Source organism: Paenibacillus sp. sgz302164 (assembly GCF_056120505.1).
This window is the reverse complement of record NZ_JBVYOL010000010.1, coordinates 1-16,956: the sequence shown is the minus strand read 5'-3', so window position 1 is coordinate 16,956 and position 16,956 is coordinate 1. Positions and strand designations below refer to the sequence as shown.

14 protein-coding genes and 1 pseudogene are annotated in these 16,956 nt (G+C 53.0%); 10 read left to right on the top strand and 5 right to left on the bottom strand.

All coding sequences use genetic code 11. The features are described 5' to 3' along the window. Positions 1–123: 123 nt before the first annotated feature. Complete coding sequence (locus AC0LWT_RS17635) at positions 124–4,539, top strand: S-layer homology domain-containing protein (RefSeq protein WP_474682576.1); 4,416 nt, start codon at positions 124–126, stop codon at positions 4,537–4,539. 66 nt (positions 4,540–4,605) lie between these two features. Here AC0LWT_RS17635 and AC0LWT_RS17630 read toward each other — a convergent pair whose 3' ends face one another. From AC0LWT_RS17630 to AC0LWT_RS17620, 3 genes are all read right to left on the bottom strand, one after another. After that, positions 4,606–5,916: an FtsW/RodA/SpoVE family cell cycle protein gene (locus tag AC0LWT_RS17630; RefSeq protein ID WP_474682575.1), complete on the bottom strand. Its 1,311-nt coding sequence runs from the start codon at positions 5,914–5,916 to the stop codon at positions 4,606–4,608. Further along, a complete protein-coding gene (locus tag AC0LWT_RS17625) occupies positions 5,913–6,245 on the bottom strand; it encodes a PadR family transcriptional regulator (protein WP_474682574.1) in 333 nt (110 codons plus the stop codon). The genes AC0LWT_RS17630 and AC0LWT_RS17625 overlap by 4 nt, the downstream gene beginning before the upstream one ends. Positions 6,246–6,434: 189 nt before the next feature. After that, positions 6,435–7,505: a branched-chain amino acid aminotransferase gene (locus AC0LWT_RS17620; protein ID WP_474682573.1), complete on the bottom strand. Its 1,071-nt coding sequence runs from the start codon at positions 7,503–7,505 to the stop codon at positions 6,435–6,437. 126 nt (positions 7,506–7,631) lie between these two features. Here AC0LWT_RS17620 and AC0LWT_RS17615 point away from each other — a divergent pair, with 126 nt between their 5' ends. The 5 genes from AC0LWT_RS17615 (at position 7,632) to AC0LWT_RS17595 (ending at position 11,799) form a co-directional block, all read left to right on the top strand. Further along, positions 7,632–8,501, top strand: a complete 870-nt coding sequence (locus AC0LWT_RS17615) for a LysR substrate-binding domain-containing protein (RefSeq protein ID WP_474682572.1) — start codon at positions 7,632–7,634, stop codon at positions 8,499–8,501. A gap of 110 nt (positions 8,502–8,611) precedes the next feature. Further along, positions 8,612–10,327: an ABC transporter ATP-binding protein gene (locus AC0LWT_RS17610; RefSeq protein WP_474682571.1), complete on the top strand. Its 1,716-nt coding sequence runs from the start codon at positions 8,612–8,614 to the stop codon at positions 10,325–10,327. A gap of 87 nt (positions 10,328–10,414) precedes the next feature. After that, positions 10,415–11,212 (top strand): DUF2935 domain-containing protein, encoded by a 798-nt coding sequence (locus AC0LWT_RS17605; protein ID WP_474682570.1) that lies wholly within the window; start codon positions 10,415–10,417, stop codon positions 11,210–11,212. A gap of 121 nt (positions 11,213–11,333) precedes the next feature. Further along, entirely contained in the window at positions 11,334–11,606 is a 273-nt protein-coding gene (locus tag AC0LWT_RS17600) for a hypothetical protein (RefSeq protein WP_474682569.1), read from the top strand. Positions 11,607–11,616: 10 nt separating this feature from the next. Continuing rightward, the gene (locus AC0LWT_RS17595; RefSeq protein ID WP_474682568.1) at positions 11,617–11,799 is read left to right on the top strand and encodes a hypothetical protein; all 183 of its coding nucleotides are present in this window, start codon (positions 11,617–11,619) and stop codon (positions 11,797–11,799) included. Positions 11,800–11,919: 120 nt separating this feature from the next. On the opposite strand, the gene AC0LWT_RS17590 is transcribed toward AC0LWT_RS17595, so the two are convergent. After that, on the bottom strand, positions 11,920–12,282 hold the full coding sequence (locus tag AC0LWT_RS17590) for a hypothetical protein (protein ID WP_474682567.1): 363 nt from the start codon (positions 12,280–12,282) through the stop codon (positions 11,920–11,922). 167 nt (positions 12,283–12,449) lie between these two features. Between AC0LWT_RS17590 and AC0LWT_RS17585 the strand changes: the two genes are divergently transcribed. From AC0LWT_RS17585 to AC0LWT_RS17570, 4 genes are all read left to right on the top strand, one after another. Beyond that, the gene (locus AC0LWT_RS17585; RefSeq protein WP_474682566.1) at positions 12,450–13,115 is read left to right on the top strand and encodes an SIMPL domain-containing protein; all 666 of its coding nucleotides are present in this window, start codon (positions 12,450–12,452) and stop codon (positions 13,113–13,115) included. After that, positions 13,097–13,429: a hypothetical protein gene (locus AC0LWT_RS17580; RefSeq protein WP_474682565.1), complete on the top strand. Its 333-nt coding sequence runs from the start codon at positions 13,097–13,099 to the stop codon at positions 13,427–13,429. Before AC0LWT_RS17585 ends, AC0LWT_RS17580 begins: the two co-directional genes overlap by 19 nt. Before the next feature lie 12 nt (positions 13,430–13,441). Continuing rightward, on the top strand, positions 13,442–13,723 hold the full coding sequence (locus AC0LWT_RS17575; protein WP_474682564.1) for an HXXEE domain-containing protein: 282 nt from the start codon (positions 13,442–13,444) through the stop codon (positions 13,721–13,723). Positions 13,724–13,844: 121 nt separating this feature from the next. After that, positions 13,845–16,304 carry a S9 family peptidase gene (locus AC0LWT_RS17570; protein WP_474682563.1) on the top strand — a complete coding sequence of 820 codons (2,460 nt, stop codon included), beginning with the start codon at positions 13,845–13,847 and terminating at the stop codon, positions 16,302–16,304. Between the two features lie 114 nt (positions 16,305–16,418). Here the strand turns inward: AC0LWT_RS17570 and AC0LWT_RS17565 are convergent. After that, positions 16,419–16,634, bottom strand: a pseudogene (locus AC0LWT_RS17565) (N-acetyltransferase family protein); the annotation flags it as partial. Between the last annotated feature and the right edge of the window lie 322 nt (positions 16,635–16,956).

Below are 16,956 nucleotides of genomic sequence, written 5' to 3'. Positions count from 1 at the left end.
TCATTATTCTTTTATTTGGCTGCTGTAAACTGGCATTAAGTGGAGCCGAGTTCCGGCGGCGTCCCTTCCGTTCCGGCGGATATCGCGGATATTGGAAAGTGATGGATCGAGAGGAGAAGAGGAATGCGAAAGACAGGCAATAAAGCAGTGGCCCTGATGCTGGCTCTGATGATGGTGTTCGGCGCCATATCCGGAGGGGAGCTCGGAAGCGGCAAAGCTTTTGCGGCAGGCGATTTTTCAGGAGACGGTTCGTCTCTCGACCCTTACCTTATCGGAACTGCCGACCAGCTTGATAAAGTCAGGGGCAGTTATTTGGGTGCGAACATTTATTTCAAGCTGACGGACAATATTGATTTGAGCAGCTACGCAAGTGCGGGCTGGGTTCCGATTGGTGACGCGAATACTTCATTTCAAGGCCACATGGATGGCAATGGGTATAAAATAACGGGACTTACGATAAATAAAATGAACGACGATAATATAGGGTTATTTGGCCGCATTGATGCCAGCAGTTCCCTTACGAATATGAAGCTGGAAAATGTATCTCTAAACGGGATGCAGTTCGTAGGCGGTCTGGTAGGTTATAACGACGGAGGAACCATTACCGATAGTTACGCTTCAGGGACTATTGGCGGAACATATAATACAGGCGGCTTGGTTGGTTACAATGCCTCTGGCAAAATAAATACCAGCCATGCCTCCGGGAATGTGAACGGGAATGCGAGCGGACCCTTCGGCTTAGGCGGGTTGGTCGGTAATGCCACAGGGCTTGGCGGGACCATCAGCAACAGTTACGCCACAGTGGATGTAAGCGGCGGAAGTAACAGCTCGCTGACAGGCGGTTTGGCTGGCGGGATGTCCGATGGCAAGATCAGCGGCAGCTACGCCTTAGGGAATGTGAGCGGTGGAAGCAATAGCAAAGATGTAGGCGGTTTGATCGGCAATAGTACTTCTGTAACAATCAGCAGCAGCTACAGCTCAGGGAATGTGAGCGGAAGTTCAAACGTCGGCGGCCTGGTCGGCAACGAATCCGTTGGCGGCGATATCAGCAACAGCTACACATTAGGGACCGTGAGCGGGGGAGAAAGTGTAGGCGGCTTGGTTGGTCGGAAAAATGGCGGGACCATCAGCGGCAGTTACACCTCGGGAGGAGTAAACGGAGAAAGCAACAGTTATAATATAGGCGGTTTAGTTGGCGAAAACTACTCTGACAAGATCAGCGATAGCTATACAACAGGGAAAGTGAGCGGGGGCGATAATAGTTTTTATATAGGCGGCTTGGTTGGCTGGAACGGAAGCGCAGATATTAGCAACAGCTATGCCTCAGGGGATATGAGCGAAAATAATAACGGCGTTTTTGTCGGCGGCTTGGTTGGGGGCGATGACGGCAATGGAACGACGACCAACAGCTTTTACGACGAAGAAACAACCGGACAATCCGCTTCAGCTGTAGGTGTCGGCAAACTAACTGCAGAGATGCGGAATCAAAGCACTTATGAAGCAGATGCTGCTCATATTTGGGATTTCTCGAATATATGGGCGATAGATTCGTTACATAATGGCGGGTATCCTTATCTGCGGGCTGCCCAGGCTTACCTGGACTATGACGGGAACGGCAGCACCGGCGGGACTGTTCCGGCCAGTCATTCTTACATGCCGGGAGCAACGGTCAGCATTTATTCGGGGACACTAACAAAGACCGGGTATATCTTCGATGGATGGAACACGCAAGCAGGTGGCAGCGGCAATTCATATAGACCGGGTGATTCATATATAATAACGGCAAATACGATCTTGTATGCGAAGTGGAACGCACCAAGCACGATCGCCACGCTGACCTCCGCGATAGGGACCGTAAGCACAGGCGGAACGGCGAATGAAAGCATAACGAATGTTCCCTACGGCACAACGCTAGCAGCGTTGAAAACAGCTATTACACCGGCAGCGGGTGCGACGTTTGAGGTCTATGATGCGGACGGAACAACTGTAGCAACCACATTAGAGACGGGCAAAAAAGTTATCGTTACCGCCCAGGATGGAACAACGAAGGTTACGTATACCGTAACCGTTGCGGCGAACAGCGCGAAGGACATAACGTCCTTCAGCTTCGAAGGGCTATCCCCAGCGGTGATAGGCACGATTAGCGGCACGGACATTACATTGACCGTACCGAACGCAACATCAGTAACGTCGCTCGTTGCGACGTTTGCGAACTCAGCCGCATCCACGGTAAAAGTAGGCACCACCGTGCAAGTGAGCAGCACGACGGCGAACGACTTTACTTCGCCCGTAACGTACACCGTCACCGCGCAGGACGGAACGACGAAGAACTACACCGTCACGGTTGCAAAAACCCCAAGCGGAGATGCGACTTTGAGCGGGCTAACACTGGCAAGCAGCACCCAAACGCTAAGTCCCGATTCGGTAACGGGAACAACCTATGTTTATCATGTAACGAACCCAATATCGAGTGTTACCGTTACGGCAAGCGTGTATGACAGCAGTTCCACTATAACGGCAAGCGTGTATGATAGTGACAATGTGCTTGTGCGGGGGGCCTTCAGCTTACCCAGCGGCCAGGCATCGAGTCCGCTTCCGCTCCAAGTAGGCGGTAACCGCATCGAGTTGACCGTAACCGCGCAAAACGGCTCCAGCATGACTTACAAGTTGAATGTAAACAGAGCCTCTGAAGCAGACAGCAATGCCTATTTGCAATCCTTGCAAGTCAATAAGGCTATTTTTGATTTTAATAAGAACATCCCTGCTTATACGGTGTCTGTGGGCAATAGTGTGGATGTCATCACATTAAATGCCGTTCCCGAAGAGAGCCGGGCTCATGTAAGAATCAACACTGAACCCGCAACCTCCAAAGAAATCCCGCTGCATGTCGGAAGCAACCTCGTCACCATAGAAGTTACGGCACAAGACGGCAAAACGATAATGGCATACAACGTGACCATCAAAAGAGCGATAGCGATCACGGCTGATTCCATCACACCGGTTCAGGTAACGACGGAGCCTGTCACGATTACCGTTCCGTCCGGCATCACGAATGCCAGGGTTGCTCTCTCGCCGGTTACGGCAGGATCAAATAAAGAAGCCGTACTCCCGTTAGTCGAAGTCAAAGCGGCAACCTCGCTGGGAGTTGTGGAAGCGGTGATTCCGGAAGGTACGAAAATTACGGCCCCTGTCGCCTGGGACGGCATCATGAAGCTGCCGGAAATGCAGAGCGGCAGCAGCGTATCGGTCACTAACGGTAACGTGAGCGCAGTTATCGAATTTGGTTCCGCCGATGCAACGCTGACTTTTGACAAAGCGGTGCGGCTGCTATTTCCGAATCAGGGAGGAAAATTAGCCGGATACGTACGAAATGGCATTGCAACCCAGATTACGGGCTCCATTACGGCAGACACCCAAGCAGCGGCAGACCGCGAGATTGCCGCAGGCGGGGATGCGGTATTGACGGTCGGCAGCGACCTTGTCATTTGGACGAAACACTTTGCCCGATATTTCTTCTACTTACCAGTCACTCCTGCGAACAACGGCGGAAGCGGCGGAGGCAGTGGAGGCGGTGGGGGTGGCGGGGCACCGGCTAACTCCGGGACGATTTTGGCGGCTGCCGGGGGGACGCTCATTTTGAACGGAGCTACAGTAGTAGTTCCGGCCGGAGCTACGGACAGCGACATTCGGGTTACTGTGGATAAAGGAAGCGATACATCGAAACTGCCCGCTGACCCTGCTTTGAAGTTAGTAAGCGACGTCTACGAAATTACGAAGGATAAAGCAGGGGATTTTACCAAGCTTGTTGTTATTACGCTGCCTTTCGACAAGACCCAAGTCGACTCTACAAAATCTTCGGTTGGCCTGTATTGGCTGAACGAACAAACCGGCAAGTGGGTGCGGCTGGACGATCAGAAAGTGGATCAGACCAACGGGACGGTGTCAGGAACTGTCCGGAATTTTTACAAATTTGCTGTTCTGGCTTCGGATCGACAGGAGGTAATTCCGCCTCAAACGAAAATCGTCGACCTCAAGGGGCACTGGGCCGAAACGAACGTTCTCGAACTGATTCGACTAGGTGTGATTACCGGTTATCCGGACAACACCTTCAGGCCGAATAATCGGATTACGAGAGCCGAATTTGTGACCATCATCGTAAAAGCTTTTCATCTCCGGACGCAAGCCGGTAAAAGCTTTGCCGATACCGGAGCCCATTGGGCCCGAAGCGCCATCGAGACTGCCGCTGCGCTTGGCGTCGTTACCGGGTATAGCGACAGCGCCTTCGGTCCTGACGACCTGATCACTCGCGAACAAATGGCGGCGATCGTAGTTCGCGCGGCCGGGTTCAATGCCGCGAATCAGAGCCGCAGCTTCACGGACAGCCCGGATGTATCCGACTGGGCTCGAACTGCCCTGGCTACCGCGGCTGCCAAAGGCCTAATCAACGGTTACGAGGACGGTACCGTTCAACCTAAAGCCAACACCACACGCGCTGAAGCGGTGACGGTTATTTTAAGAGCGCTGCAGCTAGCGAAGTAAAAAAAGAAAACGATCAAGTCCCGTTTCACGAAGAGGGATTTGATCGTTTTTTTTCGTGCCTGGCCGTCAGACCCGGGGGACGAGGTCTTTGCGCCGATACACGCTGAGCATCAAGCCCATCGCAGCCAGTTGGACAACGACCACCGTGCCCGAGTAGCTGATAAACGGCAGCTGAAAGGAAGTCATAGGCGCCCACCCGAGCGACATCAGCATGTTCCACAAATATTGGATGGCAAATACGCTTAAAAGCCCTGCCGCCAACGCTTTTCCGTACCGGTCGCCCACGATAAATGAAATGCGCGCGGCCCGTACGATGAACATTACCGCTCCCACAAAAATGGCGACGCCCGCAGCCCATCCGAAGCAGTAAATGAGAAAAGGATACATCATCTCCGCGTGAAGTTCAGGCAACGATTTGAGCAAAGACCCGTAACCGTGCCCCCACCAGCCTGCGGATTGAATCGCTTTCATGGATTGGACCGTCATGTAATTCATACCGTACGGATCGTCCGTCGGATCCACGAACGCCAGCAAGCGCTGCATGCGGTAGGGGCTGTTGACCGCCAAGACAATAAAACCTGCTGCGAACAGCATACAGTGGGCTAAAACTGCGTACAGTTTTCTCAATACGATTAAAATGATCATGCAGCCGAAGAAAAAGAGCAGAAAATCGGCTATAGAAGGGATGGACAAAATCAGGGCGCCGGGAAGCAGTATCGCGCCGACATATTTCCAGAGCGTCCGCAGCAAGGATGTTCCCTCTCCGGCCCCCCGGTCGGCCGCCCATATGCCCGCTAATGAAACGAGCAGCAGATAAGGGGAGACGGCACCCGCATTAAAGCTGGCTAATCCGAATCGAATGAACGAAGACGCACCATTCACCGTATTTCCAAACAGATTGACATAGGCCAGCATCATAATCGTTATGCCATAGAGAGGCCACGAGTAGGCCGTAAGCTTGCGGTAGTTCGCAAAGCAAATCAGCAGCATCAAGCCCGCGCCTGCACTTACAAACAACACCTGTTTCATTTGGAAATAATCCCCATACCAATCGGGTAAAGAGAACCGAGCCGCATACACGCCCAACAAGCCGATCATGATAAAGACAGCCGTCAGGGCAATCAATCCCCAATCCATCATGGGGCGATGCGCTTTGTGAAGCTGTTCTCCGATGACGGCGGGATCGCCCATTTTCTTGATCGCCGTCCGGACAGCCTCGTCCACTTCCGCCCCTTTAGCAAGCTCCTCGTCCACCAACTCCTGTAAATGGTTCTCCAATTCCAGCTTTATTTCCCGGTGAACTTCCCTGGCCTTGATGGGCCTGCATACCTGCTGCAAAAAATGCTTAATCTCATCATGATTGCGAATTGCGCTCATGCGTTGCCTCCTTCCAAAACCTTATCGACTGTGCTGCGGAAAAGGACCCACTCCTGCTTCCTCACATTGAGCTCGGCTCTGCCGTCTTTCGTAATCCGGTAATATTTGCGTTTGCGCCCTTCATGCTCGTTCCAGTAAGATTCGACAAGCTTCTCGGATTCCAAAGTGTGCAGAAGCGGGTAAAGCGTGCCTTCCTTCAAAGTAAACACGCCGTCCGAGCCCTGCTCCATTTCTTTGGTCATCTCGTACCCGTACATATCCTTCCGAGCCAGAAGGGTCAAAATCAAAATAACGGTACTGCCTTTCATCAGTTCTTTGTTAACTTTCACAGGCCCGCCCCTCCTCACTCAAAATCAAGCCGACATACCTCGAATATGTATGCATCGAAAATCTATGTATAAGTGTAAAAGAAAAGCCCGTAAAGGGCAAGTATTCTTTCCAAAAGGTACCGGACGGCTCCGCCAAAGCCTTCCCCGCCCCCCGACTCGACACTCGGCCGCGACCAGGGGGAGGCTGAATCAGCAGGGAACATTCCAGCCGAATGTATCGGCAATGATGCCGTTTTGGATGCCTGTGAGGGTCTCGTACAGTTTCCCGGTAACGGGTCCTGTCTGTCCATGATTGACGGCCATCGTCTGGCCGTTCCAGTGCAAGCTGCCGATCGGCGAAATGACCGCCGCCGTGCCTGTGCCGAACGCTTCCTCCAGCGTGCCGTCCGCAAAAGCCTGAGCGATTTCGTCGATCGAAATTTTCCGCTCGCTCACAGGCATTCCCCATGCCGCCAACAGCTGCATGATGCTGTTCCGGGTAACGCCGTCGAGAATGCTGCCGTTTAGCGGCGGGGTGACAATTTCCCCGTTCACCTTGAAGAAAACGTTCATGCTGCCGACTTCCTCCAGGTACTTTCTCTCGGCGGCGTCCAGCCACAGCACCTGGGAGCAGTTGTAATCCTTGGCGAGCATCTGCGCTTTGAGACTGACGGCGTAATTGCCCGCTGTCTTGGCGTAGCCCATGCCTCCTTGAGCGGCTCTTGTGTAGGTTGTTTCCACATGAATGGCGACGGGGCGAATGCCCTCCTCATAATAGCTGCCCACCGGCGAAAGAATGACGGCAAAAAGGTAGCGGGAAGAAGCGCGCACGCCAAGCCCGGGTTCCGTAGCGATCATAAAAGGGCGGATGTACAAAGAAGTTCCCTCTTTCCTAGGAATCCAATCCTCGTCCACGCGAATGAGCGCTTGCAGAGCCTGAACGAAAAACGCCTCGTCAACCGGCGGCATATTGAGCCGTTCGCACGATTGATTGAACCTTGCCGCATTTTTGTCCGGACGAAAGAGCGTGATTTTATTATCTTTGGTTCTGTAAGCCTTAAGCCCTTCAAAAATAGCTTGCCCATAGTGAAAGACCATGGCGGACGGATCAAAAGACAGCGGAGCGTAAGGGACGATGCGGGGATCGTGCCAGCCTTGCTCCGTTTCATAATCCATCAAAAACATATGATCGCTAAAATATTTCCCGAAACCAAGCGCTGCGTCCTGATCGGGCACAGCTTTTTTGTGGCTGCATCGTTCGATGCGAATTGTTCCATACATGCGTTTTTCGCCTCCATAGTATATTTTGGCACTCGTTATATCCACTATAAAGAAACGGCTTTCATTGATCAATTCCAATCTATCGATTAAAATAATAGATACGATCTATGATTTGGGGGCGAAGTTATGGAGCTTAGGCTGCTGGAATATTTTTTGGCTGTTTGCGAGGAACTGCATGTGACGAAAGCTGCGGAAAAACTGGGCATCAGCCAGCCGACCTTAAGCCATCAAATCCGTTTGCTGGAGCACCGTTTGGGGGTGCCGCTGTTTCGGCGGATCGGCAAAAAAATTTATGTAACGGAAGCCGGGGACATTCTTTACAAGCATAGCAGAAACATTTTTCACGAGATGGAGCAAGCCAATGCGGCAATCAATGAAATAAAAGGCATGCAGCGGGGAAGCTTGCGGATCGGCTGTTCCGGCAATCATTTGCTGACGGCGGCGGTTCAGTCTTTTCACGCGCGGTATCCGAGTATCGAGCTGTCGGTTACGGAGCTTGCGACGGAAGAGACGCAGGAGGGGCTGCTCAATAACCGGCTGGATTTGGGCGTGGTCTTTTTGCCGGCGCAAGATGAGCAGTTGGAGAGCATTCCGCTTTACAACGAGCAACTGCAGCTTGTCGTCTCGAGCAAGCATGAGCTTTCCGGGGCGGAATCCGTCAAACTCCGCGAGCTTGCGGATATTCCGCTGGCCATGCTGCAAAAGAAGTTCCATGTCCGGCAAATGATCGACCGCTATTGCGCCGACATGGGGATCACGCTAAAGCCCGTCGTCGAGATGTCCACCCTGGATTCCCTGCTGCAAATGGCAAGAAACAGCATGGGCGGAGCGATCCTGCCGAGATCTTACCTGATGGGTATCAACGACGCTAACGTGCATGCCGTATCCATCGTCGATCCGGTACCGCAGCAGGAAGTCGGCATCGTATTCCGCAAAGACATGTACCAATGCACGACGACGGATACGTTTATCGGCCAGCTGATCAGACACTTCTGAATGCGCCTGCCGGCAGGAGATCTTTTGTATAAAGGAAACATTCCGTTGATAACGGTTCTCAATATGTTTACAATATAAGGATGTGCATAAGACAAGGAGGAGAAAGCGGGATGCTGCGGCGTTTTTTTTCGTATTACAAGCCTTACAGGAACTTATTTATTTTGGATTTTGCATGTGCCGTGATCGCGGGGCTGCTGGAGCTCGGCTTTCCGTTAGCTGTGAACCAGGTTGTCGACAAACTGCTGCCGGCCGGGAATTGGACCTGGATACTATGGGCGTGTGCGGGGCTGTTTGCCGTGTATGCTTTAAATGCAATTTTGAACTTCATCGTTACGTATTGGGGTCACAAGCTGGGGATCAATATCGAAACGGATATGCGCAAAAAAATGTTCGAGCATTTGCAGAAGCTGTCGTTCCGCTTCTATGACAACAATAAGACCGGGCAGCTGATGTCCCGGATCTCGAACGATTTGCTCGAAATCGGCGAGGTGGCGCATCATGGCCCCGAGGACTTGTTCATTGCCGTTATGACATTGATCGGCGCGCTTGTCCTGATGATGTTGATCAATGTGAAGCTGGCGCTGCTGACGTTCATCGTCGTGCCGCTGCTCCTGTGGCTGGCGATTTATTTCAACCGCAAAATGACGGTAACGTTTCGCCGAATGATGGGCGATTTGGCCGATTTTAACGCCAGAGTGGAGGACAATATCGGCGGTATCCGCGTGGTGCAGGCGTTTGCCAATGAGGATTACGAGAAAAAATTGTTTGCCGAAAATAACGGCCGTTTCCGCTTGACGAAGCTGCTGGCTTACAAAATTATGGCATGGAATATATCGATCAGCTACATTTTGATGCGGTTCGTGACGGTGTTCGTGCTCATTTGCGGCACCTGGTTCGTCATTCGCGGGGAAGTCAGCTATGGGCAATTTATCGCTTTTGTGCTGCTGACCAACGTATTCCTCGGTCCGATCCAGAAGATCAACAACGTTATTGAAAGTTATCCGAAAGGAATTGCCGGCTTCAAAAGATACGTTGAAATCATCGACACGGAGCCGGATATTGCCGATATGCCCGGGGCGATCGAGGCGGTGCCATTCCGCGGTGAGATTCGCTTCGACCGGGTGTCGTTCGGGTATGAAGGCGATGCGGACGTACTGAAAGGCATCGACTTGTCCATTCGCGCCGGGGAGACGATCGCGTTCGTCGGGCCGTCCGGCGCCGGCAAAACGACGCTGTGCAGCCTGCTGCCGCGGTTTTACGATGTGACCGGCGGCAGTGTCACGATTGACGGTGTGGACATCCGTCACATCAAGCTTGCCTCGCTGCGCCGCCAAATCGGCATCGTGCAGCAGGACGTGTTCCTGTTCTCCGGATCGATCCGGGAGAACATCTCTTACGGTAAGCTCGGCGCGAGCGAAACCGAGATTTGGGAAGCCGCACGGCGGGCGCGGCTGGATGAATTTATCCGGTCCCAGCCGGAATGCCTGGAGACCCTGATCGGCGAGCGCGGCGTCAAGCTGTCCGGAGGACAGAAGCAGCGGCTCGCCATCGCGCGGATGTTTCTCAAAAATCCGCCGATCCTGATCCTCGACGAAGCGACCTCGGCGCTCGACACGGAAACCGAAGCCGCCATCCAGGCTTCGCTGGCCGAGCTGTCGGCGGGCCGCACGACGCTCGTCATCGCGCACCGGCTGGCGACGATCAAGAACGCCGACCGCATCATCGTCGTCACGGAGCAGGGCATCGCCGAGCAAGGCGCGCACGACGAACTGCTCGCCGTCGGCGGCGTCTACAGCCGCCTGCACCAGGCGCAGTTCCGCGCTTGACGGTGACGTTACCCGCTCATCGTTATATATCCATCAGCTGCCTCATATCCTTACATAAGATTCGTGAACGTAAGGGAGGTCAGTATTTTGGACCAGGCGGCACTTTTCGAACATCAGTTCTGGCTGCAAATCTTGGGCGACCACAGCCGATTCATATGGAACACGCTCTCTCCCAAGGAAGCCGGATATATTCAGGAGGCCGGGCAGTTCATCCGATCTTTTGACCACTTGTTGGAGTTTGCCCGATCGGCCTCAACCGATGAGGATCTCATAACTCTCAATCAGCACGCTCTTCCTTTAACCGATCAATTGCGGACATTCAAATTGGAATTGCTGAAAACAATGCTGACCGGAAAAATAACGAGTGGACTTACGCCAACATTCGTCAATCATATGGTTAATGAGCTGGAGGAGTATTTGCGCATATTAAACGAACTGGCCGCGGGTAGGCCGGTTCCTCAATACAGCGCGCTGCATCACGACTTGCTGTGGCTGTCCGACGCAGCCGGTCATGCAGCTATCATCACAAGCGATCTGGATATGGTCGAGAACCGATTGATGGAGAAGAGTCAGAGGTTTGAATTTCATTTCCAGCAGTTTTATTTGAAAAGTATCGAAATGGCCGGCTATATGAGGGCCCAGGTGACGGATTTTCCGGCGTTGCGGAAGTTCCATACGGACATCAATATCGAGATGAAACTGTTTACGGCCTTTTTGCACGAGCTGGAAGAGCTGGGGTTGTCGGCCGAAGTGCTCGACCGGATTTCGCCGCTGATTCCGGATCATATGATGCGCGAGGAGTGCTATTACCTAATGAAGTTGGCGAGTCTGGGTGTGATTCCCATTTGGAATTGCGATCCCACCAAGCCGAGAATCGACGAGTAAGCATGTTCCGTGGAAGCGGCTCGTTTTTGGAAAAACCTGCGACTGCCAGGCTGCTCGGAAACCACCACGCCAGAGCCGGCACGTACTGTGCGCAGCTCCTGGCGCGCGGCGTTGCGCATGCATGACGGCGGTCGGTCGGCCGCATGGCACAATCTGCCTGGCTCCGGTTGCGCTAAGAAAACCTGCAAAAATACAGTTTTTGCCCGATAGATACGCCGGCCACGACATATTCCTGCAATTGTGCAGGCTTTTTGCCGCGAACATGGGCTCAGATTCATTTTCGCCGAAAATTCCTGCACTTTTGCAGGTTTTTCGCCAAAATAAACGATTATTACAGAAAAAGCCTGCACTTTTGCAGGTTTTCGAACAAGTCGCGATACTCTATGAGGGCTAGGGGAACGAGTGTGGCTAATTTGGAGGACAGCCGCTTTTTCTGGGCGCGCGCCTCTCTCGGTGCAGTTCGTGGAACTGCACAACTGGGCAGAAATCAGCTTGCTAGGGAAAAAACCTGCGAAAGTGCAGGCTTTTTCCGCGAAAGTGGCTCGTTTTGGCGAAAAACCTGCGAAAGTGCAGGAATTTTCGACTAAATGAGCCTGAGCCCATGCGTTTGATAGAAAAACCTGCACATTTGCAGGAATATTTCGTTTGCAGCGTATCAGCGAGCAAAAACCTGCACTTTTGCAGGTTTTCTTCGCGCTACCGTGCCACTACTGGGTCGCAGCCGAGCTGCAGCCGGGCCGCAGCCGAGCCGTAGCCGTACCGCAGCCAAGCCGCAGCCAAGCCGCAGCCGAGCCGCAGCCGAGCTGCAGCCGAGCCGCAGCCGAGCCGCAGTCGAGCTGCTGCTGGGCCGCAGCCGAGCCGCAGCCGAGCTGCAGCCGAGCCGCAGCCGAGCTGCAGCCGAGCCGCAGCCAAGCTGCTGCTGAGCCGCAGCCGAGCTGCTGCCGGGCAGATGCGCTGCTTCGCACCGCGCACGGCTCCCGGCGCGCGGTGTTGCGCTGCATGACGGCGGTCGGCCACATGCCTGCTCTAGCGTGCGAGTTGCCCAACCTTCCGCCTAGCAGCACGATCATCCCCTTTTTTTCCGCACTAGCTTTCTACCGGTAACTAAAGTATAGAAACATGACGTAACGTTCATGTTCAAGTCTATGCAGCGGGAAAGCTACCTTTGTTTCAAGAATTATATGGATTACTCCCCCATACATTAGGTTATAAACCTATTACCGGGAAGGGGTCCGCTATGCATATTCAACCATTCGGCAAGCCTGCCGCCGCTTGCTATTCCGATTGTCCGCCAGCCATCGAGGTTTCGGGCGAGGGGACGGTAACCGCAGCTCCCGACAGAGCCGTAGTCGTGCTGGGGGTCATAAACGAAGGGCCTGTCCTGCAAACCGTCCAGACGGAAAACGCGAAAGTCATGGCTGATGTGATCAACTCCTTGTTGGCTCTGGACATCCCGCGGGAACACATTCAGACGACCGACTTCCGGATCGAAGCCCAGTACGATTATCATGAGGGCAAACAAATTTTTCGCGGCTACAAAGTGACTCACCTTGTCAGTATTACGACAGGGAGAGTCGGTCAGACAGGAGTGATTGTCGACACGGCGGTTGCGCACGGAGCGAATACCGTTAACAGCATCCGGTTCACGGTCGCACACCCGGAGTATTATGCGAATCAAGCGTTGGCGCGCGCCGTCGAAAAAGCCCGCCAGAAGGCGCTCACCATCGCCAGCGCATTGGGCGTTGCCCTTGCGGCGGTTCCGAGCCAGGTTCAGGAGCTTCCCCGCTCGGCGGAGCCCGTTCCTTTTGCCAGCATGGCGTTTGAGGCGGGGGCGGCAACGCCCATCCAGCCGGGACAATTGACCGTAAGCGCTGCGGTCCGCGTTTGGTATTTATTTGGATAACGAAGGAGAGCGCTCATGGTTCCGGACCCGTTCATTCCGATCCAATCCTTGATGTGGCTGTTTTTGGCCGAATTAGCCCAATCGCTCCAAAAGCGCTGGTCGGGTTTTTAGGGGATTTTGCACATGTGAAATCCTCCCCATTTGCGGTGGCGGTTCTCACCCAGTTTATTGTTTTTGTACCGGTTACTTATATGGCCGTAATGCGGCAGAGCTACGTTTTGTTCGTGGGATTTAACGCCCTGCTGCTGATCCATGTGTTCACCCATCTTGGAGTCTGTGCGACGGAGTTACTTTTGTGCATATCGGGTAAATAATGACTGTATATTTTGCCGCTCACGCTGTATAATTACTATCATTTTGCATATATACCTTCTACGAGGTCATCGGACAGACTCCTGGGGCAATCGATACTGCTGAAATCGTACACGCCGGGAGTCGTTACCGGGATCATTGTTTTGCTGCCGTATACGGTTTATTTGTTTTACAGGCTAATTGCGGAGCAGGTGGTGACATGGGAAGAGGTTTTGTTGTACGCCCCGTCGGGACTTCTGCTCATCCCGCTGGTTTTGTTAGGGCATAAACTGGGCAAAATCTTGATCAAAAATTGAATCCCCGGGCCCGAAAAATAATTTTTAGATAAGACCGATTTCCTACCTATTCCGGCTGCGTTCTCCTGATATATAATGAATATCGTGCTTCGATGTTGTATCTACCGTACGGGAGGGCGAAATGAAAAGTTATATTAGAAAATTTGCAGTATCCGCGGTGCTTGCCGCCTGGGTTGCAGCCATTGCGGTTCCGGTCGGCGCCCAAGCGAGCGTAGATGCTGCGCCATACCCGGATGTGCCGGGGGGTCATTATGCAAGTAAAGAGATCGGCCAGCTGCAGCAAAAAGGAATCGTCGGCGCCAATGAAGACGGTGCCTTTCATCCGGATGACCCGGTCACGCGCGGGGATGCTGCCGTATGGCTCAGCAAGGCGTTGAAGCTGGACAAGCCGAAGGCGCTGAACGGGTTCGCGGATGTGCCGGACACGAGTCCGTACGCGCAAGCGGTGAATGCGCTGAAAGAGCGCGGCATCGTGCAGGGCAGCGACGGCATGTATTTGCCGGATTCGCTTTTGACACGCGAGCAGATGGCGAGCTTGCTGACGCGGGCTTTTCAGCTCAAGGATAACGGGGTCCAAGCCTGGCTGAAGGATGAAGCGGCGATCGGCAAAGCGCATCGCGACGACGTCATCAAGCTGAAGCAAAATTTTATAACCGAGCAAGTGGAGTTTATGCCGCAGGATCAGGTGACCCGTGCTCAACTCGTGTTGTTTTTGTACCGCACGATAACGCAAAAAGATGAGCTTGCGCAGGCCCCGGTTCCCCTGGACGATTTTCTGAAGCTGCCGGAGAAAGCCGGGTTCCGGGTATCGCCGGACGGCAAAATGCTGGCGTTCCTCCAGCCTTGGGAAAACCGCATGAACATCTACATTCAAAAGATCGGCGATTCGCAAAGCACGCGCATCACGAGCTCCAAGCAAGAGAACATCCGGAAAATCAACTGGATTACGAACAGCACGCTTGTATATTCGCTGGACAGCGACGGCACGGAGAACACGCACATTCGGGTCGTGCAGACAAACGGTTCCGGGGATCGGGATTTGACGCCTTACACGAATGTCAAAGCGGACCTTCTCGATGTGCTGCCGGCAAAAAACGAGAGCGATTATGAGCTTCTGCTGACGATGAACAAGCGGGATCCCAAGCTTTTCGATGTGTACCGGGTGAATTTGAGCACCGGCGAAACGGAGATGCAAATGGAGAACCCGGGCAACATTGTTTATTGGCAGACGGACAATTGGGGCCGGCTCCGCGCGGCTTTGACCAGGGAGGGCAGCAAGACCGGCCTGCTGTACCGGGATGATGAAGACGGGAAGTTCGAGAAGATCGCAGATTTCGATTCCAAAGATACGTTTCTTCCGGTGATGTTCACTTTTGACGACAAACAGTTCTACGCCGTTTCGGACGTAGGCCGGGACAAGCAGGCACTGGTCAAATACGATCCGGCCTCCAAAAAGGAGACGGAAGTCGTGTACCAAAACGATGAAGTCGACCTGGACGACATCGTGGTGTCTTACAAGAAGAAATCCATCCTGGCAGTCATTTATGAGACGGATGAGAAGCATGTGCATTTTTTGGACAAAGATTTTGAGGAGCTGTATCACAAAATCGAAAGCAAGCTCGATGGCAAGCGCTTCGGGCTGATCGGGTCTCCTGACCGGGACGTGCTGCTGCTGTACACGGAAAGCGATAAGTCTTACGGCAGCTATTACTTCTATGACCGGAACGCGGATAAAGTAGAAAAAATCGCAGACATCCAGCCCAAGCTGGACGAAAGCAAAATGTCGGACATGCAGCCGATCTCTTACCGCAGCCGGGACGGCCTGACGATTCACGGATACTTGACGCTCCCTAAGGGCGCGGCTCCGCGCAAGCTGCCTGTCGTTGTTATGCCGCATGGAGGGCCATGGGCGCGCGACTCGTGGGGCTACAATATGGAGGTGCAGCTGCTGGCCAGCCAAGGCTATGCCGTGCTGCAGATGAATTTCCGCGGCTCCACCGGCTATGGCAAGGCGTTCCTGCATGCCGGGGACAAGCAGTGGGGCAAAGCGATGCAGAACGACATTACGGACGGCGTGAACTGGCTGATTCAAAAAGGGACCGCCGACCCTGAGCGCATCGCGATTTACGGCGCGTCTTACGGCGGCTATGCGACTTTGGCGGGCATGACATTCACCCCGGATCTATATGCCGCAGGGGTTGACTATGTCGGACCGTCGAATCTGTTCAGCTTCCTGAACACGCTGCCGGCGTACTGGGAATTGGACCGCACGCGCTTCTACGAACAGGTTGGCGATCCGGTCAAGGATAAAAAGCTGCTAGAAGAAGCATCCCCTTTGCAGCACGCCGGTCAGATCAAATCCCCGCTCATGATTGCGCAAGGCGCGAATGACCCGCGGGTGAACAAGGCGGAATCGGATCAAATGGTGGCGGCGCTGCGCAAGCTGAACGTAGACGTCCCATACATGCTCAAGAAGAACGAGGGCCACGGATTTCATAAGCTGGAGAACGAACGCGACTTTTACCAGGCACTTATTCATTTTCTTAATAAAAATGTGAAAAACAAGAAAAAAGCATCATAAACATGAACAAGCAGCTTCAGGGGCGTAACGGCTCTTGGAGCTTTTTGCTGTCCTTCGCTGTAGATTCAATTGCCTGCTTATCCTTCTCAAATCCCATTCTCTCATGCATGTTTTTATACTGCTTTCATTTGCGGCATCAATTCCGGCAATAAGTGTTGCATATTCTCTTTCGCTAGCAATTTTGATTAACTCTTTCGTTATTTTTGTTCCTATCCCTTCATTTCTATGATCCTTATGAACATATACGGAATGTTCGATCGTATATTTATATGCCGGCCATGCTCTAAAGGGGCCAAATGTAGCAAATGCAACGACCTTGTCATTTTTTTCTTCCTTCACAATAAATTTGTTGTTCTAACCGAATCTTAGCACCCTCCGTACAGAACGTAAAATTGCCCTTTTTCATTGCTGGCTATAGAATAAAGTTATGGCAGACATTCGGCATAATCGGTCAAAGAAAGGTGCGGCACATGACGCTTCAACAATTTCGCTATTTAGTGGAGATAGCCAAGCATAATTCAATCAGTAAAGCCGCCTCGGCGCTTTATGATGACAATAGGTAAGGCTCACCCTCGGCATATTCCGTTAGGGTTGCCTTTTCCCTTGTCTCACACCGTACGTGCCACTTTCGCGGCATACGGCGTTCCATCTT